The 24,069-nt window shown below is 42.6% G+C and carries 23 protein-coding genes; 1 reads left to right on the plus strand and 22 read right to left on the minus strand.

Features of this window, described 5'->3' with window-relative positions; all coding sequences use genetic code 11:
* Nucleotides 1–31 precede the first annotated feature (31 nt).
* The 5 genes from GCWU000321_RS01510 to GCWU000321_RS01535 form a co-directional block, all read right to left on the minus strand.
* On the minus strand, nucleotides 32–247 hold the full coding sequence (locus GCWU000321_RS01510) for a hypothetical protein (protein WP_007069304.1): 216 nt from the start codon (nucleotides 245–247) through the stop codon (nucleotides 32–34).
* Between the two features lie 419 nt (nucleotides 248–666).
* Nucleotides 667–933: a hypothetical protein gene (locus GCWU000321_RS01515; protein WP_007069305.1), complete on the minus strand. Its 267-nt coding sequence runs from the start codon at nucleotides 931–933 to the stop codon at nucleotides 667–669.
* A gap of 634 nt (nucleotides 934–1,567) precedes the next feature.
* Nucleotides 1,568–1,990, minus strand: a complete 423-nt coding sequence (locus GCWU000321_RS01525; protein WP_007069307.1) for a hypothetical protein — start codon at nucleotides 1,988–1,990, stop codon at nucleotides 1,568–1,570.
* A complete protein-coding gene (locus tag GCWU000321_RS01530; RefSeq protein ID WP_156777774.1) occupies nucleotides 1,991–2,248 on the minus strand; it encodes a hypothetical protein in 258 nt (85 codons plus the stop codon).
* Between the two features lie 29 nt (nucleotides 2,249–2,277).
* A complete protein-coding gene (locus GCWU000321_RS01535; protein ID WP_007069309.1) occupies nucleotides 2,278–2,466 on the minus strand; it encodes a hypothetical protein in 189 nt (62 codons plus the stop codon).
* Nucleotides 2,467–2,695: 229 nt separating this feature from the next.
* Here GCWU000321_RS01535 and GCWU000321_RS01540 point away from each other — a divergent pair, with 229 nt between their 5' ends.
* A complete protein-coding gene (locus GCWU000321_RS01540) occupies nucleotides 2,696–3,463 on the plus strand; it encodes a hypothetical protein (RefSeq protein ID WP_007069310.1) in 768 nt (255 codons plus the stop codon).
* 108 nt (nucleotides 3,464–3,571) lie between these two features.
* On the opposite strand, the gene GCWU000321_RS01545 is transcribed toward GCWU000321_RS01540, so the two are convergent.
* The 17 genes from GCWU000321_RS01545 to ligA form a co-directional block, all read right to left on the minus strand.
* The gene (locus GCWU000321_RS01545; RefSeq protein WP_007069311.1) at nucleotides 3,572–4,111 is read right to left on the minus strand and encodes an NUDIX hydrolase; all 540 of its coding nucleotides are present in this window, start codon (nucleotides 4,109–4,111) and stop codon (nucleotides 3,572–3,574) included.
* Complete coding sequence (dut, locus tag GCWU000321_RS01550; protein ID WP_007069312.1) at nucleotides 4,108–4,560, minus strand: dUTP diphosphatase; 453 nt, start codon at nucleotides 4,558–4,560, stop codon at nucleotides 4,108–4,110. The genes GCWU000321_RS01545 and dut overlap by 4 nt, the downstream gene beginning before the upstream one ends.
* The gene (locus GCWU000321_RS01555; protein WP_007069313.1) at nucleotides 4,561–6,645 is read right to left on the minus strand and encodes a polyribonucleotide nucleotidyltransferase; all 2,085 of its coding nucleotides are present in this window, start codon (nucleotides 6,643–6,645) and stop codon (nucleotides 4,561–4,563) included.
* A gap of 169 nt (nucleotides 6,646–6,814) precedes the next feature.
* Nucleotides 6,815–7,084, minus strand: a complete 270-nt coding sequence (rpsO, locus tag GCWU000321_RS01560; RefSeq protein WP_007069314.1) for a 30S ribosomal protein S15 — start codon at nucleotides 7,082–7,084, stop codon at nucleotides 6,815–6,817.
* Nucleotides 7,085–7,200: 116 nt separating this feature from the next.
* Nucleotides 7,201–7,989 carry an ABC transporter ATP-binding protein gene (locus GCWU000321_RS01565; RefSeq protein ID WP_007069315.1) on the minus strand — a complete coding sequence of 263 codons (789 nt, stop codon included), beginning with the start codon at nucleotides 7,987–7,989 and terminating at the stop codon, nucleotides 7,201–7,203.
* 2 nt (nucleotides 7,990–7,991) lie between these two features.
* Nucleotides 7,992–8,873 (minus strand): ABC transporter permease, encoded by an 882-nt coding sequence (locus tag GCWU000321_RS01570; protein ID WP_007069316.1) that lies wholly within the window; start codon nucleotides 8,871–8,873, stop codon nucleotides 7,992–7,994.
* 22 nt (nucleotides 8,874–8,895) lie between these two features.
* Nucleotides 8,896–9,903, minus strand: a complete 1,008-nt coding sequence (locus tag GCWU000321_RS01575; RefSeq protein ID WP_040381083.1) for an ABC transporter substrate-binding protein — start codon at nucleotides 9,901–9,903, stop codon at nucleotides 8,896–8,898.
* Nucleotides 9,904–9,953: 50 nt separating this feature from the next.
* Nucleotides 9,954–10,946, minus strand: coding sequence for an ABC transporter substrate-binding protein (locus GCWU000321_RS01580; RefSeq protein WP_007069318.1), 993 nt, complete (start codon nucleotides 10,944–10,946; stop codon nucleotides 9,954–9,956).
* A gap of 167 nt (nucleotides 10,947–11,113) precedes the next feature.
* Nucleotides 11,114–11,299 (minus strand): 50S ribosomal protein L32, encoded by a 186-nt coding sequence (gene rpmF / locus GCWU000321_RS09330; RefSeq protein ID WP_022026778.1) that lies wholly within the window; start codon nucleotides 11,297–11,299, stop codon nucleotides 11,114–11,116.
* A 214-nt stretch (nucleotides 11,300–11,513) separates the two neighbouring features.
* Nucleotides 11,514–13,391 (minus strand): excinuclease ABC subunit UvrC, encoded by a 1,878-nt coding sequence (gene uvrC / locus GCWU000321_RS01585; protein ID WP_007069319.1) that lies wholly within the window; start codon nucleotides 13,389–13,391, stop codon nucleotides 11,514–11,516.
* Nucleotides 13,378–16,230 carry an excinuclease ABC subunit UvrA gene (gene uvrA / locus GCWU000321_RS01590; protein WP_007069320.1) on the minus strand — a complete coding sequence of 951 codons (2,853 nt, stop codon included), beginning with the start codon at nucleotides 16,228–16,230 and terminating at the stop codon, nucleotides 13,378–13,380. The genes uvrC and uvrA overlap by 14 nt, the downstream gene beginning before the upstream one ends.
* An 18-nt stretch (nucleotides 16,231–16,248) precedes the next feature.
* Nucleotides 16,249–18,357, minus strand: coding sequence for an excinuclease ABC subunit UvrB (uvrB, locus tag GCWU000321_RS01595; RefSeq protein WP_007069321.1), 2,109 nt, complete (start codon nucleotides 18,355–18,357; stop codon nucleotides 16,249–16,251).
* 130 nt (nucleotides 18,358–18,487) lie between these two features.
* The gene (locus tag GCWU000321_RS01600; RefSeq protein WP_007069323.1) at nucleotides 18,488–18,802 is read right to left on the minus strand and encodes a hypothetical protein; all 315 of its coding nucleotides are present in this window, start codon (nucleotides 18,800–18,802) and stop codon (nucleotides 18,488–18,490) included.
* The gene (gatB, locus tag GCWU000321_RS01605) at nucleotides 18,799–20,244 is read right to left on the minus strand and encodes an Asp-tRNA(Asn)/Glu-tRNA(Gln) amidotransferase subunit GatB (protein ID WP_007069324.1); all 1,446 of its coding nucleotides are present in this window, start codon (nucleotides 20,242–20,244) and stop codon (nucleotides 18,799–18,801) included. Before gatB ends, GCWU000321_RS01600 begins: the two co-directional genes overlap by 4 nt.
* Complete coding sequence (gatA, locus tag GCWU000321_RS01610; RefSeq protein WP_007069325.1) at nucleotides 20,241–21,698, minus strand: Asp-tRNA(Asn)/Glu-tRNA(Gln) amidotransferase subunit GatA; 1,458 nt, start codon at nucleotides 21,696–21,698, stop codon at nucleotides 20,241–20,243. The genes gatB and gatA overlap by 4 nt, the downstream gene beginning before the upstream one ends.
* Nucleotides 21,699–21,706: 8 nt before the next feature.
* Complete coding sequence (gene gatC, locus GCWU000321_RS01615) at nucleotides 21,707–21,991, minus strand: Asp-tRNA(Asn)/Glu-tRNA(Gln) amidotransferase subunit GatC (RefSeq protein ID WP_007069326.1); 285 nt, start codon at nucleotides 21,989–21,991, stop codon at nucleotides 21,707–21,709.
* Nucleotides 21,992–22,059: 68 nt separating this feature from the next.
* Nucleotides 22,060–24,069 carry an NAD-dependent DNA ligase LigA gene (gene ligA, locus GCWU000321_RS01620; RefSeq protein WP_007069327.1) on the minus strand — a complete coding sequence of 670 codons (2,010 nt, stop codon included), beginning with the start codon at nucleotides 24,067–24,069 and terminating at the stop codon, nucleotides 22,060–22,062.

The raw sequence follows: 24,069 nt of genomic DNA on the forward strand, positions 1-24,069 counted from the left end.
CATCCTTTCTTCATAAATCAAGTCTATCAATCTATAAAGCGCTTTTATTATCTGCCACTGGTAATCTATTCAAAATTGCCCCAATTCCGGCAGCCATTATTTCTCTCACTTTTTTAGATGGATTATAAACTACACCTTCAAAAATAAACCTTTCATTTTCTATTACATCATATAAATCTATGCCACTCTGTACTCCATATCCGTCTTTAAGTAAAACAGATATATCAATTAAAAAACCTTTTTCCATTCTTAATCATCCTTCCTTTACAGAAACTAACGCTATTAATGGCTATAACTTGGCTCCTTCTACAGTATTAGATAAACAGAAATACCTTCGCAAATAAATTTTCCATAACGTAAACCTTCTTTATTACTTCCGATAACGCCATATTATCGGAAGTAAACAATTTCCGGCGGGTCAAATTTGGAGAAAACAGGGCTTTTTAATCAATATTTTTGCAAAGAAAATACAGTATTATGCATATTCTCCCATAAAAGTATCTGTTTCTAAACAAAATCACCGAACAAAATATAACATTATCCCCTGCATAATTCCCCATTCCCGCTTTTTTGGTTACTGCATATAAAACTTTTCTATCTGAAAATCGAATAAAGTTAGTTATTGGAGGACTATAAGATTACAGCCCTCCAACATTTAAACACGATTTACTCTTGCTTTATCGGATTTTCTAAATCGATAGTATCTAATAGATTCTCCAAAGACTCAAGCTCTTTTTCTAACAGCTGGATAATTCTATGTTCTAAGTTGCTAAACCGTCTCACCTCATAGCGGTTATGGCCTAAACTCACCACCAACGGCTCCTTATTTCCGCCGCCCAAAATATCAACCAAAATATCTTTTTTGAAGATCACATCATCCATAAATTCCTCTGTAACTCTTACCTTTTCATTGTTCATTTTTTTGTTATTCATTGCACACTCTCCTTTTTAATCGACATCTCTGCCTGTGTAGATTTTCAGAATGTACCGCCGGAAATTTCTTCATGCTTTACAAGCGGCGTATATGCGCCTGTTCTCCATTCCCATAAAGGGCAATGATAACATGTGCACTTTGTAACAGCGTATAACTCATAGCCCACACAATCTACACAATGTAGATGTATCGCATTAGCACGTCTCAACCTGTCACGTTTCCTTAACTGTACAACTTTCTCTTTCCAGTCCGTATTATCCATATTAAATTCTCCTACATCCGCTCTGGGGAGCGTTTTTCACACTTTGCGGATTTCTTTTGATAATTACACATGGATGAAATTTCATCATCTAAAAAACGCAAATTTTTAATCACCTGTTTTAGGAATCATAAATAGAGATTTCATTCATAGAATACTTCTTCTTGTCGATCAGAATTTACCTCTCCCATGGCATATATGTATATGTATGGCTATTTAGCCAGTGTATAGCTATTTTCTAATAAAACTCCCGTGCGTCCGATGGATATTAATCAAACAGCCATTTTTGCACACTGGCTGTTTAGCCATGTATCAAGGCTGAAAAATGGTCAAAATCGACTCACAACATGGCTATTTAGCCAGTAGTAACATGGCTATTTAGCCAGTGTATTTTCTAATTTGTACGCTTGCCATCCAGAAGACATTTGATAGACAGATTTAATTCTTCGATTTTTTCCATTTGAGATACAACGAATTAATCCGACTTCTTGCAGCTTTGCCATATCCCGCCGGAAGGTACTTTCACTTTTTACCTTGTACAGCCCATCATTACAGGCTGTGGAAAAGGTCAGAAAGAAAGTATCATCTCTGCATACCTGATCTACGCTTGGATATATTTTCCGTGGATTCATTACTGCCCTTAACTGCTGCATGCACAAAAGATACAAGGATTTTTGCTTGCCGCTTAAACAGCGAAATGCTTCTGAATGGGTCAGTGTATTAGACAACATATTAAACCCGTCATCTTTTCGGGAGCTTTGCCACGGCGGAAATGGCTTTCTCGCCTTACCACCCATTTAAGCTCTTTCTTTCATATACCGCCTGAATACCCGCAAGGTTATTGACTGGCTTTTGATACGCCGTTCAAATGAGGCAAGCTGGCTCTGTATCTCAACATCATTAGCCGGCATAAAATATCCCCCTTTCCCCTCCATCCTGGAACAAATTAATACACCTGATTTTCTTTCATCTTCTACCGCTTTTGTGATTTCCCGTATTGTCTTGCCTGTTAGAATGCAAAGCTCTGTTATTGTCAGGGCATTTTCTATGCCCACAGCATTATGCTCTTTTAAAACAGCCTCTATCATTTTTCATCACGCCCCATTCTGTCCAATGCCCTATCAATGACTGACTTATCATAAAGGACACGCCGTCCTATATGTACATCAGCTTTGATAGATTTCCCCCATTCAATGGCTTTATTTCTGCCTAAACTAAGGTAGTCCTGTAACTCGCTTAAACTCAATAATCTTGCTTTTGTCTCATTTGTCATACAATTTTTCTCCTATCTTTTTGATGAACATTTAAACTCTTAAGAGCCTTTTGTTGACGTCTGAACACATTATGAACTAAAATATTCATATCATAAATTAATATGTTGAAACTGGTTTTTTACAAACAAAAAAGTCAATTAATAAATTTGGCAGCCATTTAGTGAATTTATTATTGAAGAAATTTCATTTTATGAATTAATTTTGTTCCGCGATATGTGAGGTACCACCATGAAGACAATAAAAGAAATCAATATTCCAGAAATCGACATTTCAGAAATTGACGCAAAAAGTAAGGAGATAGAAGAAAACATCAACTATGATGAAGTCCGCGATAGAATAAGACAGGTACTTGAAAAAATTACGGATAAAAAAAATAGAGGGAAAAAGGTCAGTCAAGATACTATCGGCAAATATCTTTTTCCACACTTAGGAGCCGATAGCAGTACACAATCCACCATGTCTCGCTTTGTCAATGGTAATAAAAAAACTAAAAACCTCTCTGATAATTGCCCCGATATAAAGGCTTTAACACGCTTATCACAATTGACAGGTATTTCTACTGACTGGTTTTTATATGGAGAAAATTCCAGCGGAATAAACAACAAGAAAAAAACCTTGCGTGATTATGCAAGGCTAATGCTTATTGATATGAAAAGAGATCTTAACGCTGATATAGCACTAGTGAATTGTCCGATTGACGATTTACCAGTACCCACAGGAAAATTTCCTGTTATAAGAATTGACATTCCCATTAAAACATACACAAATTATGACGATAACCGCCCCTTGCTTTATCAAGATAGATTCATAGAATGGGAATCACCAATGGGTGATTTATTTAGAGCTGTTAAGTCCGTTAACGCTCTGGATTCCCTCATGGAACAAACGCCCATTAATTCTCCTGCCTATCCTGCTCTATCTAATTCCATTCAACTTACTATTCAAGGACTGGCACCCGTTTTGCCCCCATTTTTTTATGATGATGATGAATATTAAAATTGTGGTCAAAATTGGGGTCAAATAAGGTTGAAAGATAAAAATTCTCTGTATTTGTCGAACACATTGGACATCATCGAATTACCGAAGCAGTAAAACGATTTTGGTTTATATCACACTGTGAAGAATATCTGAGGCAATGGCAAGAGCGGATAAAGTCTTCGCATCAGTGATCTTCCCCTCATAAACCATTTGAAATACTTCTTTAAGCGGTATTTTTACAATATCCAAGTATTCTCCATCATCCAAATGCTGATGTGTGTAAACCAGATGATCCGCTATATACAGATGAATCTTTTCGTCGCAGAATCCCGGAGTTGTATAAATAATTCCTATCTTACGAAGTGTTCCAATACACCCCGTTTCTTCCTCCAGTTCGCGAACCGCACAGACACCGGGATCTTCACCACGGGCAAGCTTGCCTGCAGGAATTTCAAGCAATGCCTGCTTAATCGGATAGCGGTACTGTTTTACAAAAAGAATTTCCCTGTCTTCTGTCACAGGAATAATCGCTGCAGCACCGGGATGTTCCACAATCTCCCGTCGATAAGTTTCTCCGGCAATATCCACTTTATCGTAGTACACATGAAGAAGCTTTCCTTCATACATCATTCGATGATCAATGGTTTTTTCTTTTTCAATACTCATTGCACACCTGTACTTCCCATACCGCCGATACGCTTACCTTCTGTATGATCATCATCCGTTAAAAGATATTTCATAAACAGCCCCTGGGCAATCCGATCCCCTTTAGAAATATGGAAAGCTTTTCGAGAAGAATTATATAAAGCACACATAATATGCCCTTCATTATCTTCATTCCCATAGTAGTCCGCATCAATAATACCGGTGCTGTTTGCAAGCATAATGCCATGTTTAACGGCCATGCTGGATCTGATATAGACTGCCAGATACTCATCAGATTCCATGTATGCTTTGAGTCCTGTCGGAATCACCTTTATTTCTCCCGGCAGCACCTCTGTTTCCACAGCACTTTCTATATCATATCCGGCACTCATGGCAGTTTTACGCCGCGGAAGGGAAATACCTGCACCTTTCCAAGTACTGACTATCTCAAAGCCCCTTTTCCCCTCCATTTATTTCTTCTCCTGGAGCAAGGCCTTGCGGGAAAGATTAATACGGCCCTTGTCATCAATTTCAGTAACCTTGACCATAATCTCATCCCCTTCATGAACTACATCTTCCGGCTTTTCTACACGCCGCGTCGCCAGTTGGGATACATGAACCATCCCCTCTTTACCCGGCAGGATTTCCACAAATACCCCAAACTTCATAAGTCGTGTCACTTTACCAAGATAAGTTTCACCCACCTGCACCTCATGAGTCAATTCTTCCACCCACTTCTTTGCCCGCTGTGCGGCTTCTTCGTCAGGTGTCGCAATGTATACATGACCATCTTCTTCAACGTCCATCTTTACACCGGTCTCGCTGATGATTTTATTGATTATCTTTCCTCCGCTTCCGATAACATCGCGAATTCTATCCACCGGAATCGTCAATGTAATAATCTTCGGCGCATAAGGCGACAGATGTTCAGCCGGTTTATCGATGCATTCGGCCATCTTTCCAAGAATAAACATACGGCCCTTCTGTGCCTGCTGAAGAGCCGCAAGCAGAATTTCACGGGAAAGCCCATGGATTTTGATATCCATCTGGATCGCTGTGATCCCTTTCGCCGTTCCTGCCACTTTGAAATCCATATCACCAAGCGCATCTTCCATTCCCTGTATATCGGTAAGAACAGTGAAATGTTCACCTTCATTAACTAATCCCATAGCAATACCCGCTACCGGAGCCTTAATCGGAACACCTGCATTCATCAGAGACATAGTGCTCCCGCAGACAGATGCCTGGGAAGAAGAGCCATTAGATTCCAGTATTTCAGAAACCACGCGGATAGCGTAAGGGAATTCTTCTACTGTCGGAATAACAGGAATAAGCGCTCTTTCTGCCAGCGCGCCATGACCGATCTCACGCCGTCCCGGCCCTCTGGAACTCTTTGTTTCACCGACAGAATAGGACGGGAAATTGTACTGGTGAATATATCTCTTTTCTGTTTCCTGGGTCAGATCATCAATGATCTGTGTTTCCGACATAGGTGCCAACGTAGTAATGGTCAGTGCCTGTGTCTGTCCGCGGGTAAACAGGGCAGAACCGTGGACGCGTGGAAGAAGGCCGACTTCACAGCTGATAGGGCGAATTTCATCCAATGCACGTCCATCAGGACGAATCTTATCAACAGAAATCATATGACGGACAATTTCTTTGGTAAGATGATTCAAGCATTCCGCAATATCGGAACCATTTTCAGGATAAATTTCTTTGAAATGGGCTTCCGCTTCTTTTCTTACTTCTTCCATATGGGCTTCACGAGTCAGCTTATCCGGATTAAAAATCGCTTCTTTAAGCGGTCTTTCAGCATAGGCATAAATAGCAGTCTTAATCTCTTCCGGAATTTCCGGGAAGATCAATGTACGCTTCGGCTTGCCTACTTCTTCAATAATCTTCTTTTGGAATGCCACCAGTTCTTTGATGGTTTCATGTCCAAACATAATAGCGTCAAGGACATCTTCTTCCGGCGCCTCCTGTGCGCCGCCTTCTACCATTAGAATAGCTGTTTCAGAACCTGCAACAGTAATATTCAAAGTGGATACTTTGAGCTGTTCCTGCGTCGGATTGATGACAAACTTCCCGTCAACACAGCCCACACGGACACCCGCAATCGGTCCGTCCCACGGGATATCGGAAATTCCCAAAGAAGCAGATGCGCCAAGCATTCCGCAAAGTTCAGGCGCATTATCATAATCTACAGAAAGAACTGTTGCCATCACATGTATATCATTGCGGCACCTCTTATCAAATAAAGGACGAATCGGGCGGTCAATCAGTCGGGCATTCAGAATCGCTGAATTCCCCGGACGGCCTTCACGCCGAAGAAAGCCTCCCGGCATTTTGCCTACGGCATACATTTTTTCCTCGTAATCAACAGTCAGCGGGAAAAAATCCATTCCCTCTCTTGCTTCTTTGCTTGCGGTAGAAGTTACAAGAACCACGGTTTCACCGTACCTGACCAAAACTGCACCACTTGCCTGCTTTGCCATTTTTCCTGTTTCAACAATCAGCGAACGTCCGGCAAGTTCCATACGAAAGGATTTCTCCATTCCCTTTCCTCCTTATAATATCTAATCTTTTTAAATATGTACCGTATTATTATATGCTTAATAAGATTCTAAATCAAATAAATTTTCTTTCTGCACTCCGCACACAGTCGAAAGTCCCATAAAAAAACGACAGCAGAATTTTCTACTGTCATTTCCTTTTCTTTTCACCCTATTTCAGGCGCAGACCCAGTTTTTCACCAAGCATTCTGTATCTTTCAATATCACTGCGGCGAAGGTAATCAAGCATGTTTCTGCGCTGCCCGACCAGTTTCAGCAATCCGCGGCGGGAATGATGGTCTTTCTTGTGTTCTTTCAGATGTTCAGTGAGAAGAGCGATTCTCTTGGAGAGGATAGCGATCTGCACCTCCGGAGATCCTGTATCGCCTTCATGTACCGCATACTGTGCAATAATTCCTTTTTTCTGTTCTGCTGTAAGCATAATTAAGCCTCCTGTAAATAAATTGCCGCATCTAAGTGATTCGTCGGAGTATCGAAATCCCGGGATGCAGTTCATACCTTAGCCATTATACACAGAGTGCATATATTTTTCAAGTCCTATCCTAGAATAACCTTATCACTCAATGCATCTGCATTTTCCTCAAACTTTTTGAGGAGCACTTCAATTGTCAGTTCCCGTTTTTCCTCTTCTGCATAATCGGCAATAATTCGTCCGCTATTCATCATAATCAGACGGTTTCCGTATCTTAAAGCATCACGCATATTATGGGTAATCATCAAAGTTGTTAAATGCTGCTCACTGACAATTTCATCCGTAATTTTCAGAACCTTATCCGCAGTTTTAGGATCTAAAGCAGCTGTCGGTTCATCAAGGAGAAGAATATCCGGCTTTTTCAGCGTCGCCATCAACAGTGTCACTGCTTGGCGCTGCCCCCCTGAAAGAAGATCAATTCTTGTTCCCAAACGATCTTCAAGTCCTAAATCAAGGCGGGCTACCATTTCCCTATATTTTTCGTGATCACCATCAGAAAAAGCCCATTTCAATCGGCGGCTTTCTCCACGGCGGGAAGCTAAAAGAAGATTTTCCTCCAACTGCATTCCGCCTGCAGTCCCTTTCATAGGATCTTGAAACACGCGTCCAATAAATTTGGCACGCCTGAATTCGCTCATCCGTGTTACATCTGCACCGTTCAACTCAATTGTTCCTTCATCAGGAATATAAACTCCGGAAACAGTATTCAGAAGGGTACTTTTCCCTGCACCATTACCACCGATGACAGTGCAAAAATCCCCATCATTCAAAGTCAGTGATAAATCAATCAATGCTTTCTTTTCATTAGGTGTTCCCCGAAAAAAAGTCTTGCTGATATGTGAAATTTTTAACATAATCAGCCTGCCTTTCCCAGATTGGCTTTCGCCTTAATCAAAGGCGTCGCCAACGCAAACATAACAATAATTGCAGTAAACAGCTTCAAATCATTCGGCGGCATCCCCAAATGAAGTACTGCAGCAATAACGATCCTATAAATTATCGAACCAAGAACAACCGCCATCAGAGAAGACGAAAAACTGTCTGATCCGAGAATAACCTCGCCAATAATCACGGAGGCCAAGCCGATCACGATAGTACCAATACCCATTCCCACATCAGCAAAACCATTATTCTGGGCTACTACAGCACCACATAATCCAATCAGAGCATTGCTGAGACAAAGCCCCAATATAATCATAGAATCTGTATTTACCCCTTGGGCACGAACCATTTGTGGATTGTATCCTGTCGCGCGAATGCACATGCCTAATTCAGTACCGAAAAACCAATAGATAAAGGCACTGATAATTACCATAAAAACAAAAGGAACGATAAATGCACTGACAGAAGGGTCCGTATGGAAAAATTTACCGGTAACAGAAAATACTGTATCTGCCCGAAGCAGAGAAATATTTGCTTTCCCCATCACATGGAGGTTAATAGAATACAGGGCAATCATTGTCAGGATTCCGGAAAGAATTGCCGGAATTTTTAATTTCGTATATAAAACACCTGTGATAACTCCTGCTGCGGCACCGCAGATCATAGCACTAAGAATCCCCCAGCCGGGATTTACATTTGAAGAAATAAGTGAAGCGGCAACAGCTCCTCCGAGAGGAAAGCTGCCTTCACAAGTCATGTCCGGTACGTCAAGAACACGGAAAGATAAAAAGACTCCAATTGCCAGCATAGACCACATAAGTCCCTGGGCAACTGTAGATATAAATAGATCAAACATCAATTTCACCCCGCAAAACAGGCTACGGTCTTGCCGCCTGCCCGTCATACAAATATAATTTTCTTGCTTTCTGCCACACGTCGTAAGGCAGTTCTTTCTTCAATGTTTTTGCTACAGACATGTTCACGATCCAATCAGGATCGATCTGCTTGGTAATACCGATTTCATAAGGTTTCTTTTTCCCATCCAGCAATTCTGAAGCAATCCGGCCGCCACTGAATCCCATACGATAATACTCTGCAGATACAGAAAGCAAGGCTCCTCTCCTGACCATTTCCGCATTTTCTCCAATAACCGGAATACCAAGTTTCATCAAATGCTTCACGATCTCATCAAAAGACTTTAGAACGGTTTCATCTGCAGGAATATATACCGCATCTACGTGTCCGCTAAACTTTTCTATCTGACTGATGGGATCCTCTTTTTCATCAAAAGCCACTTCATAAATATGAATCCCCTTTTTTTCACTTGCATCTCGAAGCAGATTCAGTTGGATCACAGCCCCTTCATCTTTCGGATTAAAAATAATTCCAACGGTTTGAAGGGAAAGCACCTTTGCCGCCATACGTATTTGGTTCAGTACTGCAGGCATATCACTGATTCCTGTCAGATTATAACTATTATCAAAAAAATTATTACTTTCCGGTGGAAGCATTCCCACACCTACAATGGGAACGGACTTTGTTTCAAGGACACAAGCTTTCGTCGCATCAGTTCCCACTGTAATAATCAAATCTTTTTTATCTTTGACGAAATTTTTAGCTTGGACATCAAGTTTTTTCTCATCACCATCAGCAGAAAAAACGTCAATCCGGATATTATCTTTTTCCCGATACCCCCTCGATGCCAAAGCTGCTTTTATTCCGGCAACCATTTTTCCCTGTTCCGGTAAAGAATCACTCTGCAGGATTCCGATATAATAAAATCCTTTTTGTGGAATAAGCCTGATTTGTTTTTTTAATACTGCTGAATGGTCATCAATGACAGATGCCATTACGATTACAGCGCAAACTGCAATCAGCAACAGCATCCACCAGTTCCGCCTTATTGCGGTCATTTACCGATTCCTTTCCCCAAAAACTACAAGAGTTCCGCCCGATCAAGAACTGACTTTGGAATCTGTATTCCTAAATTTTCCATTTCTGCTTTATTGATATACAGCTTGGAGTTAGCTGCGCCTTCTACAGGGAAATCCTTTATCTGCTTTTTCCCTTCAAGGATATCTGCGGCCATTTGACCTGCTCGCTTTCCAATATCATAGAAACTGATTGATTCCGAAGCCAAAACCCCAGACTTTACATGCCCCACTTCAGCACCAAAAACAGGAATTTTTTCTTTATTGGCTACGGACATCAATGTTGGAATAGACGATGCAATAATATTATCAGTCGGAATAAAAATAGCTTCTACGTTGCCCCCCAGGAAACCTTCCGCCACCTGCTGCACATCATTAACCGAATTTACTGTCAGTTCCGCCACATCAATCCCCAACGGTACACATACTTCTTTCAATCTTTTTGCCTGCACAACAGAATTGATTTCGCTGGAATTGTAAATAATCCCGATTCTTTTAACATTCGGAATAATCTCACGAATCAAAGAAACCTGCTTCTCCAAGGGACCGCGGTCATGAGTACCGGTCACATTAGCATCAGGCATCTTTTCCGATTTCATAAGCTTCGCATTTTCATAATCAGCAATAGCCGTACAAATAATCGGGATTTGATTTGTGGCATTCGCCATAGCCTGCGCAGCCGGCGTAGAAATAGCGCAAATCAAATTATAATTCCCTGACACGAATCGATTGGCAATAGAACGTAAATTAGACTGATCTCCCTGTGCATTCTGCTGGTCAATTTCAATCTTGTCCTTTAGTCCCCTCGCAGCCAAAGCATCGACAAATCCCCTATTTGATTCATCAAGTGCCGGATGCTGTACAATTTGTACAACTCCTATTTTCATTTTTCCGTTGCTGCCCGTGCCGGATGAATTTCCACATCCTGCCAAAACTCCTACGGCTAAAACTCCCGCAATACCTGCTGCTGCTGCTTTTCTCCACTTTTTTCCTACCATTCTACTCATCCTCCTATACTTTCTGCCTTATCATAGGCAGAATTAATTGCCATATATTGTAGCACACTTTTCCATGAAATGCTTAAAGGAATCCTCTTCTAATGTCTTCTATCCATTATGCATAAAAAATACACTCCATTGAACATGGAATGTATTATTGTGAAGAATTATTCTTCTGTCTTTGCTTGAATAACTGATCTTCCTTTATAGAAACCACATACCGGACAAACATGATGCGGCAATTTCATTGCATGGCACTGTGGACATTCTACCAGACCCGGAACGGTCAGCTTCCAATTGGCACGTCTTTTATCCCGACGAGATTTGGAATGTTTACTCTTTGGACTTGGCATTTCTTGCACCTCCTTACCGATCGGACCTTTTGCTGTCTTGTATGCTGTATATTGACAACATCAAATAATATTCAACTTCATCATTATACGGGGCAGCTTTGTGTTTGTCAATAAGTTTCATTGCGAATCAAAAAATGGGAACCCTCAATTTCTTCATTTTTTTACTTCCGGTTTTAAAAGCACTTTCTCAAGAGATATTACTTCAATATCTCTTTTAAAATTTCGATAAATCATCTCTTTCCCTATCAATAAATCCTTCCACCAACATTCGTTTTTCGTCCTTCTTCATCCTGAAAAACCGGAAAACATTTTCTGCTGCCGTTTTATTCATCCCTTTCACACGGGTAAGTTCCTCCACTGTCGCATTCCGCATTTCATCAAGCGAACGGAAAGCATGCCACAGTGCATTTCTACGCTGTGGTCCGATTCCCGCAATATGATCCAATATGGATTCCGTATTCCTTTTTGTCGTCCACTTTCTATGATAAGTGATAACAAAACGATGGGCTTCATCACGAATAAATTGCAGGAGCTGCAGCGCCGGCTCATGCGGATCAATGATAATCGGATCCGTCTGCCCTTCCACATAGATTTCTTCCATACGCTTGGCAAGGCCAATGACCGGTGTATCAATTCCACAGCTTCGGATCACCGGAAGCGCAGCATCCAGCTGGCCTTTGCCGCCGTCGAGAACAATCAAATCCGGTCTTGGCCACTTGGTTTCTATACCATATCTCCGTGCCATAACTTCTGCCATAGACTTGAAATCATCGGGCGTCCCCTGAGTCGACTGCAGTTTGAATCTGCGGTATTCCTTTTTATTGGGGCGTCCGCTTTCAAATACAACCATGGATCCTGTAGTTTCGGCACCCTGATTATGAGAAATATCAAAACATTCTATCCGTTCAGGCAGCTTTGGCAAATGGAGCAGTTCTTTCAATTTATTCACAGCGCCTTGTTCACGGGCATCCTGATATTCCCATTGTAATTTTTTATCCGCCAAGTATTTCGCAGCGTTAGACTGCGCCATGTCTTTCAATCTGCGCTTAAATCCACGTTCAGGAACATATATTTTGACATCACCGTTGCGAAGTTTTGACAGCCACGCAGTTAAAAGCAATGATTCCTGCGGCAAAATCGGCAGTATGATTTCCTTCGGTACAGAAGATGGATTCGCACCGTAAAAATTTTTAATAAATGCCGCGATAATATCCTCATCCGTTTCATGAAGACTGTCGGGAATACTGAGATTTTCTTTCCCCACCATTTTCCCGTAACGGATATAAAAAATTTCCAAACCGGCGTGTTCATCAAGACGTGACATCCCCACCACATCAAAATCACCCTCTTTGGAAACGATATTTTGCCTCTGCTGCACACTCTGTACAGCATGAAGCTGATCCCTGAGCACCGCCGCACGTTCAAAATTCATTTCTTCCGATGCCGACTCCATATCTTTTTGCAATGCCTTTACAAGCTCCGTATTTTTCCCTTCAAATAAATCACAGGTTTTTACTACATACTCATGGTATTGCTCTTCTGTGCAGTGATTCCAGCAAGGAGCACAGCACAGATTCATATGGTATTGAAGGCATGGACGGCTGACCTTCATACTCCGGCAGGTCCTAATCGGATACAGCCTGCGGATAAGACTCAACGTTTTTCGCAGACTCCCTACATCAGTAAAAGGGCCGAAATATTTAGCACCATCATCTCTTCTGATATTTCTTGTCACAAGAATACGCGGCCATTTTTCATTAACCGTGATTTTCACATAGGGATAAGATTTATCATCACGGAGGGAAATATTGTACTTCGGGTGCAGTTCTTTAATCAGATTGCATTCCAAAATAAGAGCTTCCATCTCTGTTGCCGTCATGGTGATATCCAAATCCGCTGCATGACGGATCATGGCTGCCACTTTAGGAGAGCGGTTCTTATCTTCCCTCAAATAGGAACGAACTCTGTTTTTTAAATTGACGGCCTTCCCTACATAAATAACGCGTCCGTCTTTATCTTTCCAACGATATACGCCGGGAGAATCAGGCAACGCATCTACTTTTGCCCGTATTAATGTATTAATCGTCTCCATGATGTTCCTTCATCAATTTCCTGGTCCGTTCTATAACAGGTTTTAAGTACTGCCCCGTATAGGAGCGTTTGACTTTGCAGATTTCCTCAGGAGTACCAAAAGCTACTACTTCTCCGCCCTTATCTCCCCCTTCGGGCCCCAAATCGATAATATAGTCCGCCACTTTAACCACATCAAGGTTGTGCTCAATAACGACTACCGTATTTCCCTGATCTACCAGCTTCTGTAAAATCACCAGTAATTTTCGAATATCTTCACTGTGAAGTCCTGTGGTCGGTTCATCAAGGATATACAGTGTATCTCCCGTATCTCTCCTCATGAGTTCCGTCGCCAGTTTCACACGCTGCGCTTCACCGCCGGACATGGTTGTAGCAGGCTGTCCCAGATGAATATATCCGAGTCCCACTTCCTGCAAAGTCCGCAGTTTACGCAAAATCTTATCATGATTCTCAAAAAACGGAATTGCCTCATCCACCGTCATATTAAGTACATCAGAAATATTTTTCCCTTTATAACGGACTTCCAATGTCTCTCTGTTATACCTTGCACCATGGCACACTTCACAAGGTACATAGACATCTGAAAGGAACTGCATTTCAATTTTTATAATACCGTCACCATGGCAGGCTTCGCATCGTCCGCCTTTTACATTGAAACTAAACCGCCCCGGCTTATATCCACGCATTTTTGCTTCCGAAGTCTGGCTGAACAGTTCACGGATATCACTAAAAAGGCTTGTATAGGTCGCCGCATTGGAACGGGGCGTCCTACCGATAGGCTGCTGATCTATATTAACGATCTTATCCACATATTCCGCGCCTTCAATCGCTTCAAAAGCGGCATTTCCATAAGAAGTACGATTTTTTATATTAGATAATCCCTGATATAAAATCTCATTAATCAGAGTACTTTTTCCTGACCCCGATTCTCCTGTCACTACGGAAAACGCCCCTAAAGGAATCCTTACATCAATATGTTTCAGATTATGTTCCGATGCACCTTTAATTATAAGGGACATCCCGTTCCCGGTGCGTCTTTTGGGCGGCAAAGGAATATATCGGCTGCCTTTCAGATATTGCCCGGTTAAAGAATCTTTTACTGCCTCCACCTGTTCAAGCGTTCCTTCCGCCACTACACGGCCGCCCTGTTCGCCAGCGCCCGGACCGATATCCACAATCCAGTCGGCTGCACGGATGGTATCTTCATCATGCTCCACAACAATCAGCGTATTGCCCAGATCCCGCATCCCTTTCAGTGTATCCAGTAATTTATCATTATCCCTCTGATGGAGGCCAATCGAAGGTTCGTCGAGAATATACAGAACGCCTACAAGACCGGATCCGATCTGTGTTGCCAGCCTGATCCGCTGTGCTTCCCCGCCGGAAAGTGTAGTCGCCGTACGGGATAAAGTAAGATAATCCAATCCCACATTGATTAAAAAGGTAAGACGGTTATGAATCTCATGAAGAATCTGTTCTGCAATGATTTTTTCCTTTTCCGTCAGATCAAGATTATCAAAAAATGGTAAAAGATCCGATACGGCCATATCGGAAATTTCCGCTATATTTTTATTACCTACGCGAAAAGCAAGGCTTTCTGGACGAAGACGGGCCCCGTGGCAAACAGGACACGGCTTTTCAATCAGAAAATTGGAGAGCGTTTCTTTCATCTTGTCTGTCCACGCCTCCTCATATCTCCTTTTTGTCATAGGAATGATTCCTTCAAAAGCACGGTGGTACTCTTTAGTTTCCCCCTCCATGTTCGTATAACTGAACGCCAACAGGTCAGCACCTCCCTGCTGGAATTCCACTTTTGCTTTTTCCGGCAGATCATTATAACAACAATCCATGGTAAGCTTGTAACCTTCAAGAAAGGCATCAAGCTGTCTGTAAAGCCAGGTATCCCTGTTATAAGGAAACGGCTTAATTGCCCCCAAACGGAAGGATATCTCCCGATTAGGGATAATCCTGTTAAAATCCGCCTCCAAAGAGGAACCAAGCCCCATACACGCAGGACAGGCACCGAAAGGATTATTGAAAGAAAAAATCCGCGGCACCGGCTTCGGTAAAGAAATGCCACAATCAGGACAGGCAAAATGGGAACTGAAAATATGATCATTTCCATCCACTACAGCGGCAATCATCATACCGTCCCCCAATTTAAGCGCCGCTTCTACGGAATCGGTCAACCGCTTGGCAATCCCCTCCTTAATAATGATCCTGTCTATCACGACTTCAATAGTATGTTTTTTGTTTTTCTCAAGAATAATTTCATCGGAAAGAGAATACAGTATATTGTCCGCACGCACACGTACATAACCTTCTTTCCGCAATTCTTCCAGAAGCTTCTTATGCGTTCCTTTTTGACTGACTGCCACAGGTCCAAGAATCATCAATTTAGTGCGGTCTCCCAAATCAATCAGGGCATCTACGATCTGATCCGTCGTCTGCCTCTCAATCGGTTTGCCGCAATGAGGACAAAAAGCGCGGCTTGCATGGGCATAGAGCATACGGAGATAATCATGAATTTCCGTAACCGTTCCTACTGTAGAACGCGGATTGTGGCTTGTTGATTTCTGATCAATGGAAATAGCAGGGGATAAGCCTTCAATTTTATCAATATCCGGTTTATTCATCTGCCCCAAGAACTGTCGTGCGTAAGCAGAAAGCGATTCTACATATTTTCTTTGTCCCTCCGCATAAATTGTGTCAAAAGCAAGGGAAGATTTTCCTGATCCCGAAAGACCGCTGAATACAATCAATTTATTTCTCGGGAGTGTCAGATTGATATTTTTTAAATTATTCTGTCTTGCCCCTTGTATAACAATTCCTTTTTCCATAATTATCCTTCCGTTATCTCAGATTCTCTTTTTAAGAGGACGATTGATTCTCTTATTCTGGCTTTCCTGGCGCCTCAAAGCTGAATCCGCACGGGAACCGTACCGATCACTCCACTGCTGGCGAAGTCCGGCAAGCCGATCCCGCCACAAGGCAGCCTCTTCAAACTCCATCGCTTTTGCCGCCCGTTTCATGTTCCGCTCAGAATTCTTCATCCGATTATACAGTTCTTCATCAGACAAATTTTCAACGGATTGATCTCCACTTCCGTACGTTTCCGTACTTTCACTGATTTTAGTAAGTTCAATTAAATCCTTTACTTTTTTTCGGATTGTTTTCGGCACGATATGATGTTTTGTATTATAAGCTTCCTGAATTTTTCTTCTGCGGTTCGTTTCCTCGATCGCATACTTCATGGATTTTGTCATACGATCCGCATACATGATGACATGTCCATGAGCATTTCTCGCCGCACGGCCGATAACCTGTATCATGGATGTTTCATTACGCAAAAAACCCTCTTTATCGGCATCTAAAATGGCCACCAGAGAGACCTCCGGCATATCCAACCCTTCACGAAGGAGATTTATTCCCACAAGCACATCAAACTCACCGGCACGGAGATCCCGGATAATCTCCGCCCGTTCAATTGTCGCCACATCGGAATGGAGATATCTGACTTTCACTCCTGCTTCATTTAAAAAGTCCGTTAAATCTTCCGCCATTTTCTTCGTCAACGTAGTAATCAAAACCCGTTCATTGACTGCTTCCCGTTTATGAATTTCTCCCAGCAAATCATCCATCTGTCCTTCGATAGGACGGACCTCTACGCTGGGGTCCAACAGGCCTGTAGGACGGATAATCTGCTCCGCCATATTTGTCTGCACACTCATTTCATAACGGCCCGGCGTAGCGGAAACATAAATGATCTGATTGATTCGGTCCGTAAATTCCTCAAAAGTCAGGGGACGGTTATCCAGCGCGCTTGGCAGACGGAACCCATAATCCACAAGCGTGTGTTTTCGCGACTGGTCTCCATTGTACATGGCATGAAGCTGAGGTACGGTAATATGGGATTCATCAATCATAATCATATAGTCATCAGGAAAATAATCAAGCAGTGTATATGGAGGGTCTCCCGGTCTGCGATCCGACATATGGCGCGAATAATTTTCGATACCTGAGCAATACCCCACTTCCTGCATCATCTCCAAATCATAATTTGTCCGCTGCATGAGACGCTGTGCTTCTAAAATACGATCCTGCTCCCGAAGCTCCTTCAGGCGCTCTTCCAACTCCACCTTAATTTTAGCAATGGCATTTTTTAACTTCCCGGAAGTTGTTACATAGTGGGATGCGGGAAATATTCCGATATGATCCCGTTCCGCCACTGTGGCACCTGTCAAAACATCAAATTCGTACAGGGATTCAATTTCATCACCAAACATTTCTATCCGCACTGCCGTATTATTGGAAGATGCAGGAAACACATCAATTGTATCACCTCTTACACGGAACGTATCGCGGGTAAAATTAAGATCATTCCGCAAATACTGCATATCTACCAAGCGCAAGAGAATTTGATCCCGCGTGATTTCTTCACCGGGCCGAAGTGACAATCCCAGTGTACTGTAATCCTCCGGATCTCCTAATCCGTAAATGCAGGAAACTGATGCCACGATAATAACATCACGCCTCTCAAAAAGAGCCATTGTTGCAGAATGGCGAAGACGATCAATCTCCTCGTTTCTTGAGGAATCTTTTTCTATATATGTATCCGTCTGCGGTATGTAGGATTCAGGCTGAAAATAATCATAGTAACTCACAAAATAATACACCGCGTTATCAGGAAAGAAATCCTTAAATTCACTGGCAGTCTGTGCCGCCAATGTTTTATTTGGGGAAATAATCAGTGTCGGACGCTGCATTTCTTCAATCACTTTTGCCATCGTGAAAGTTTTTCCCGTACCCGTAGCCCCCAGCAAAACCTGCGCCCAATGTCCATCTCTCAAACCATCTGTCAGCGACTTCACTGCTTCAGGCTGATCCCCCATAGGCTGAAAAGGAGCTGCCAGCCTGAAAGGCGTCATCTTTCCCATATATTGTCTTTCAATTTTGGCATTTCCCATACAAATTCTCCTTTTAAACCCTATTCTTTACCATGATATAAAATGTATTTCCTACATCATTATATCGTTTTTTATCGATACTGTATATAAGAAAATGAAAACGGATGCCTGCCTGACACCCGTTTCTCGATTATTTTAAAAGATATTTCCTTATGAAATAGATTATTGCAACTGTGGCTAAAACAATAGCTCCATAGATAAAGAACAGCCACACCAATACCAATCCCAGCAGTATAAAAACGGCGATACCTAACCCTCCCAACAGTTTCTTCCACCATGGCAATTCATGAATATGAATCATATATATATGGATGAAAGAATCTTCTGCAGACCGTTCTTCCTGCTCCCCTTGCTCATTCAACGTCAGTCCGTCATAGTCATTCACATCATCTCTGGACATGACATGCGGTTCTTTCCTTACCTCGTTCTGATTGTTTTCACTCATAATTCAGATAATTTCTTGGCAAGAAGCTGATTAACCACCTGCGGATTGGCCTGTCCTTTTGTTGCTTTCATAATCTGCCCTACAAGAGCCCCCACAGCTTTCTTCTTCCCTGCCTTGAAGTCGGCAACAGCCTGGGGATGCTCGGCAATAACGGCTGCAACCAGCCCCTTCAATTCTCCTGTATCACTAATCTGGGTAAGACCTTTTACTCTGACGATTTCTTCCGCGCCACCGCCATCTTTCCACATATCCGCAAAGACCTTCTTTGCAATTTTACCGGAAATCGTCCCTTTACTAATCAACTTCAGCAATTCTGCCAAATTTTCAGCAGTAACAGGAGCCGCCGCGATTTCAATTCCATCAGTGGACAGCTGGCTCGCAAATTCTCCCATCAACCAGTTTACAGCGGCTTTGGGATCGGCCCCCGCCTTAACAACCGCTTCGAAATAATCCGACCGCCCCTTATCATTTGTCATCATAACCGCATCTTCAGAAGAAAGCCCGAAACATCTCATATATCTTTCTTTTCTTGCATCGGGAAGTTCAGGAAGCGTTTTCCGTATTTCTTCAATATACTCTTTGCTTACTGTAAACGGTACAAGATCCGGTTCAGGAAAATAACGATAGTCATTGGCTTCTTCCTTGGAACGCATACTTTTGGTTATACCTTCTTTTTCATCCCATGTTCTTGTTTCCTGAATAATCTTCCCGCCTTCTTCCAAAAGTTCCGCCTGACGAAGCGCTTCATATTCAATAGCCCTTTCAACACCTCTGAAAGAGTTGATATTTTTAATTTCCGTTTTTGTCCCCAATTCTTTCTGTCCAATAGGACGAACTGAAACATTGGCATCACAACGGAGACTGCCTTCTTCCATACGGCAGTCGGAGATTTCCACATATTGGAGAATCGCACGCAATTTCTCCATGTAGGCCACTGCTTCTTTCGCAGAACGCATATCCGGTTCAGAAACGATCTCCAGCAGCGGTGTTCCCGTGCGGTTATAATCCACCAAAGAATAGTCAGAATCCGTAATGGAATTGCCATGATGCACCAGCTTGCCGGCATCCTCTTCCATATGGGCACGAGTAATGCGGATATGCTTCTTTTCCCCTTCTACTTCCACATCAAGGAATCCAGGACCACAAATCGGCAAATCAAATTGAGACGTCTGGAAATTTTTTGGCAGATCCGGATAATAATAATTTTTTCTATCAAATTTACTGAATCGGGCAATTTCACAATTCAAAGCTAATCCCGCTCTTACACCGAATTCCAACACTTTTCTGTTTAAGACAGGAAGCACACCGGGAAGCCCAAGACATACAGGACATACATTTGTATTGGGATCTGCACCAAAAGAAGTTTTACAGCCGCAGAAAATTTTTGTTTTTGTTCTCAACTCCGTGTGGACTTCAAGACCAATGACAACTTCGTATTTCATTCAAACTCTCCTTTCGGCGCTGTCTTCGTAAATTCAGGATGATCCTGTTCAAACGTATAGGCAGCCTGCAGAATCTTTTCTTCTCCAAGCGTCGGTCCGATAAGCTGCATACCAAGAGGCATCCCATCTTTAAATCCGACAGGAATGCTGATGGAGGGTGCACCAATCAAATTAACCGGCACCGTACAGATATCTTCCATATACAGCGCCAGCGGATCCGAAAAAGCGTCAAATTTGAAGGCAGTTCCTGATGCAGAAGGTGCTGCAAGAATATCACACCGCTCAAAAGCTTTTTCAAACTCCCGCTTCAAAAGAGTGCGGACTTTCAGCGCAGTCAGGTAGTATGCATCATAATAACCTGCAGAAAGTACATAGTTGCCAATCATGATACGACGCTTGACTTCTTCGCCAAATCCCGTACTTCTGCTCTTAATATACATATCCACAATATCTTTTCCTGAAGCACGGTAACCAAATCCGACGCCGTCATAACGCGCCAGATTGGAACTTGCTTCCGCAGGAGCAATGATATAATACACATCTACACCGCTGGTAATATGGGGGATAGAAACATCCACGATTTCAGCTCCCTCTTTTTCATAATAAGCAAGCGCCGATTTAATTGCTTCTTTTGTTTCTTCCCCGATTCCTTCACCGAAGAATTCTCGGGGCACACCGATACGAAATCCTTTTACATCTTTTATAAGAGCTTTCTTGTAATCCTTCTTTTCCATACGGATAGACGTGGAATCCCGATGGTCGTAACCCGCAATAGCATTTAAAACGATAGCTGCGTCAGTCACGTCCTTGGTCAACGGGCCGATCTGGTCCAGTGACGAAGCAAATGCCAAAAGCCCATAGCGGGAAACAAGACCATACGTTGGCTTAAGACCTACAATCCCGGTAAAAGAAGCAGGCTGCCGGATGGATCCGCCGGTATCAGAACCAAGAGTCCAAATTGCTTCATTAGCAGCTACTGCCGCCGCACTGCCGCCGGAGGAACCGCCGGGAACACTTTCCAGATTCCAGGGGTTATGGGTAGGCCCGAAATAAGAACACTCCGTACTGCTCCCCATAGCAAATTCATCCATATTCAATTTACCGAGAGAAATATAGTCACAGCTTTCTAATTTTTCAATGACTGTAGCATTATAAGGAGCTATAAAATTCTCCAGCATTTTCGATGCAGCTGTACAGGGCTGTCCCTTAATGCACATATTATCTTTAATTGCCCCGGGAATCCCTGCCAGTTCAGAAATCCTTTCTCCTGAAGCAATTTTTTTATCTACTTCTGCCGCCCTCTCCAACGCCGTTTCATCGCTCATCGACAAAAATGCATGGATCTCCCCTTCCACAAGATTCCGATGGGCAATAATCTTTTTTGTTAATTCTACAGAAGATATATCTTTATTGACAAGTTTTTCATGAAGACCATGAATTGTATACTCCACCACTGTACCTCCTATATAATTTTAGGCACTTTAAAATAACCGCCTTCTTTTTCCGGCGCATTAAAAAGTGCTTCCTCATTTGATAAAGACTGATGCGGTTCATCTTCACGCATGACATTATACTGTTCTACCGCATGAGCCGTCGGTTCTACGCCATACGTATCATGTTGATTCAATTCTTCCATATGGGTGAGAATACTGTTCATAGATTCACGCATTTTTTCCAGATCTTCTGCACTGAACTCCAGACGGGAAAGAAGTGCTATTTTCCGCGCTTCCTCTATCCTGATTTTCATAGATCCACTCCCTTACTATTAATAACTATAAATACGCCATAATTATAACATACAAGTTCTGATACCGTTTATTCTTTTATTCCCACCCCCGCACGTTTCAGAAACTCTTGTTCATCTATCACCGGAATGCCCTTCGCTCTTGCTTTTTCCAACTTACTTCCTGCATCTTCCCCCGCCACAACGAGAGTAGTGATATTCGTCACAGAACTTTGTGTCGTTCCCCCCAGACGCTTGATCAATTCTGATGCCTCACGCCTTCCCATAACTGCAAGTTTTCCTGTAAGTACAACAGATTCCCCGGAAAACATCCCGCTTTCCGATTCTTCTTTAATTTCCTCCATTAAGACGCCGGCATTTTTTAATTTATTAATCATTTCTATGTTTTTCTCATCATGAAAATAGTCATATAAACTTTTTGCCGTTATTTTACCGATCCCTTCCGTTTCTTCAATCGTTTCCACATCAGCAGCCATAATAGCATCTATCGTATGAAAATAATGAGCTGCCAGCTCACTGCCTTTTTCTCCAAGGAAACGTATCCCAAGACCGAAAAGCAATTTGGCAAGTCCTCGTTCTTTACTGGCACGAATAGCAGTAATTAGATTAGCTGCACTTTTTTCACCCATTCGCTCAATCTGCCGCAAATCATCTTCTTTTAACGCATAGAAATCCGCCGCATCCGCAACCAGCCGATATGCAAGCAAACTGTCTACCACCGCAGGGCCCAAGCCTTCTATGTCCATCGCATCACGAGAAGCGAAGTGAATGAGCTTTTCACGAACCACACCGCCACAGGCAGGATTTATACAACGGAATGCCGCTTCCGTATCGATCCTTCGTATGGAATTTCCACATACCGGACAATTTTCGGGCATCTCAAATTCCTTTTCACTGCCATTTCTCTTTTCTTTTAAGACAGCTGCTATTTCAGGAATAATTTCACCGGCTTTGTAAATGATAACGGTATCTCCTTCGCGAATATCTTTTTCCCGAATAAAATCCAGGTTATGAAGTGTTGCCCTTTTTACCGTCGTGCCGGCCAAGCGGACAGGTGTCAAATCAGCCGACGGTGTCAGTACGCCGGTCCGCCCCATAGAAACAACAATCTTTTCTATTTTTGTAACCGCTTCCTCCGGCGGATACTTATATGCTATAGCCCACTTCGGATCTTTCCCCGTAGCACCCAATAATTCCTGCTGCCGGAAATCATTTACTTTAATGACCATTCCGTCAGTATCATAGTCCAGTTCACGACGCTTCTTTTCCCATTCCCGGACTCCTGTGATAACCCCCTCTATGGAATCCCATTTTCGATAATGGGGATTTACACGGAAATGAAATTTCTTCAACTGCAGAAGCAGATCATCCTGTGAGGAAATATCCAATCCCTCTTCTGCCCCCAGCGCATAAGCAAAAAAATCCAGGTTCCGCGCAGCCGTTACTTTGGGATCCAATTGGCGAAGTGATCCTGCCGCTGCATTTCTGCAGTTAGCAAAAGGCATCATTCCCGCCTCATCACGTTCTTCATTCAACGCAATAAAACTTTTACGAGGCATATATACCTCACCGCGAACTTCCATATAGGCAGGCGCGTTTTCAATATATAAAGGAATTGTTTTAATTGTCTTTACATTTGATGTTACATCTTCGCCTACCTTCCCATCTCCCCGCGTCAGTCCCTGCATTAATGATCCATTCTCGTAAATGAGATTCATAGAAAGTCCGTCAATTTTAAGTTCTGTGATATATTCCACAGGCATTGCACCTATGCCGCCATGGACACGCCGGTCAAAATCACGAAGTTCTTCCGCACTGAAAGCATTTGCCAGACTCAACATCGGCTTTTTAAAAGGAATCTTCCTGAAATCATCCGATGCTTTCCCTCCGACTCTTTGGGTTGGCGAATCAGGCGTTACTATTTCAGGGTATTCTTTTTCCAGATCCACAAGTGACCGATACAAGCGGTCAAATTCAAAATCTGTAATTTCAGGCTTATCCAGTACATAATATAAATAACTGTGATAGCGCAGCTTTTTTCGTAATTCTTCCGCTTTTTTTATAATTTCTGCCGTTACCAT

The organism is Dialister invisus DSM 15470 (assembly GCF_000160055.1).
GTDB classification, from domain to species: Bacteria; Bacillota; Negativicutes; order Veillonellales; family Dialisteraceae; genus Dialister; species Dialister invisus.

Excerpts from the sequence above, each read along its gene's own strand:
- GCWU000321_RS01600 (WP_007069323.1), bottom strand. The coding sequence starts at position 18,802 with ATGAGTGAAAACAATCAGAACGAGGTAAGGAAAGAACCGCATGTCATG.
- GCWU000321_RS01570 (WP_007069316.1), bottom strand. The coding sequence starts at position 8,873 with ATGTTTGATCTATTTATATCTACAGTTGCCCAGGGACTTATGTGGTCT.
- GCWU000321_RS01545 (WP_007069311.1), bottom strand. The coding sequence starts at position 4,111 with ATGAGTATTGAAAAAGAAAAAACCATTGATCATCGAATGATGTATGAA.
- rpsO (WP_007069314.1), bottom strand. The coding sequence starts at position 7,084 with ATGCTTACAGCAGAACAGAAAAAAGGAATTATTGCACAGTATGCGGTA.
- GCWU000321_RS01525 (WP_007069307.1), bottom strand. The coding sequence starts at position 1,990 with ATGGGTGGTAAGGCGAGAAAGCCATTTCCGCCGTGGCAAAGCTCCCGA.
- GCWU000321_RS01580 (WP_007069318.1), bottom strand. The coding sequence starts at position 10,946 with ATGGTAGGAAAAAAGTGGAGAAAAGCAGCAGCAGCAGGTATTGCGGGA.
- dut (WP_007069312.1), bottom strand. The coding sequence starts at position 4,560 with ATGGAGGGGAAAAGGGGCTTTGAGATAGTCAGTACTTGGAAAGGTGCA.
- GCWU000321_RS01575 (WP_040381083.1), bottom strand. The coding sequence starts at position 9,903 with ATGCTGTTGCTGATTGCAGTTTGCGCTGTAATCGTAATGGCATCTGTC.
- uvrA (WP_007069320.1), bottom strand. The coding sequence starts at position 16,230 with ATGGAAAAAGGAATTGTTATACAAGGGGCAAGACAGAATAATTTAAAA.
- GCWU000321_RS01535 (WP_007069309.1), bottom strand. The coding sequence starts at position 2,466 with ATGACAAATGAGACAAAAGCAAGATTATTGAGTTTAAGCGAGTTACAG.
- gatC (WP_007069326.1), bottom strand. The coding sequence starts at position 21,991 with ATGAAAATCAGGATAGAGGAAGCGCGGAAAATAGCACTTCTTTCCCGT.
- gatB (WP_007069324.1), bottom strand. The coding sequence starts at position 20,244 with ATGAAATACGAAGTTGTCATTGGTCTTGAAGTCCACACGGAGTTGAGA.
- rpmF (WP_022026778.1), bottom strand. The coding sequence starts at position 11,299 with ATGCCAAGTCCAAAGAGTAAACATTCCAAATCTCGTCGGGATAAAAGA.
- GCWU000321_RS01565 (WP_007069315.1), bottom strand. The coding sequence starts at position 7,989 with ATGTTAAAAATTTCACATATCAGCAAGACTTTTTTTCGGGGAACACCT.
- GCWU000321_RS01540 (WP_007069310.1), top strand. The coding sequence starts at position 2,696 with ATGAAGACAATAAAAGAAATCAATATTCCAGAAATCGACATTTCAGAA.
- ligA (WP_007069327.1), bottom strand. The coding sequence starts at position 24,069 with ATGGTAACGGCAGAAATTATAAAAAAAGCGGAAGAATTACGAAAAAAG.
- GCWU000321_RS01555 (WP_007069313.1), bottom strand. The coding sequence starts at position 6,645 with ATGGAGAAATCCTTTCGTATGGAACTTGCCGGACGTTCGCTGATTGTT.
- GCWU000321_RS01515 (WP_007069305.1), bottom strand. The coding sequence starts at position 933 with ATGAATAACAAAAAAATGAACAATGAAAAGGTAAGAGTTACAGAGGAA.
- GCWU000321_RS01510 (WP_007069304.1), bottom strand. The coding sequence starts at position 247 with ATGGAAAAAGGTTTTTTAATTGATATATCTGTTTTACTTAAAGACGGA.
- uvrB (WP_007069321.1), bottom strand. The coding sequence starts at position 18,357 with ATGGGAAATGCCAAAATTGAAAGACAATATATGGGAAAGATGACGCCT.
- uvrC (WP_007069319.1), bottom strand. The coding sequence starts at position 13,391 with ATGGAGACGATTAATACATTAATACGGGCAAAAGTAGATGCGTTGCCT.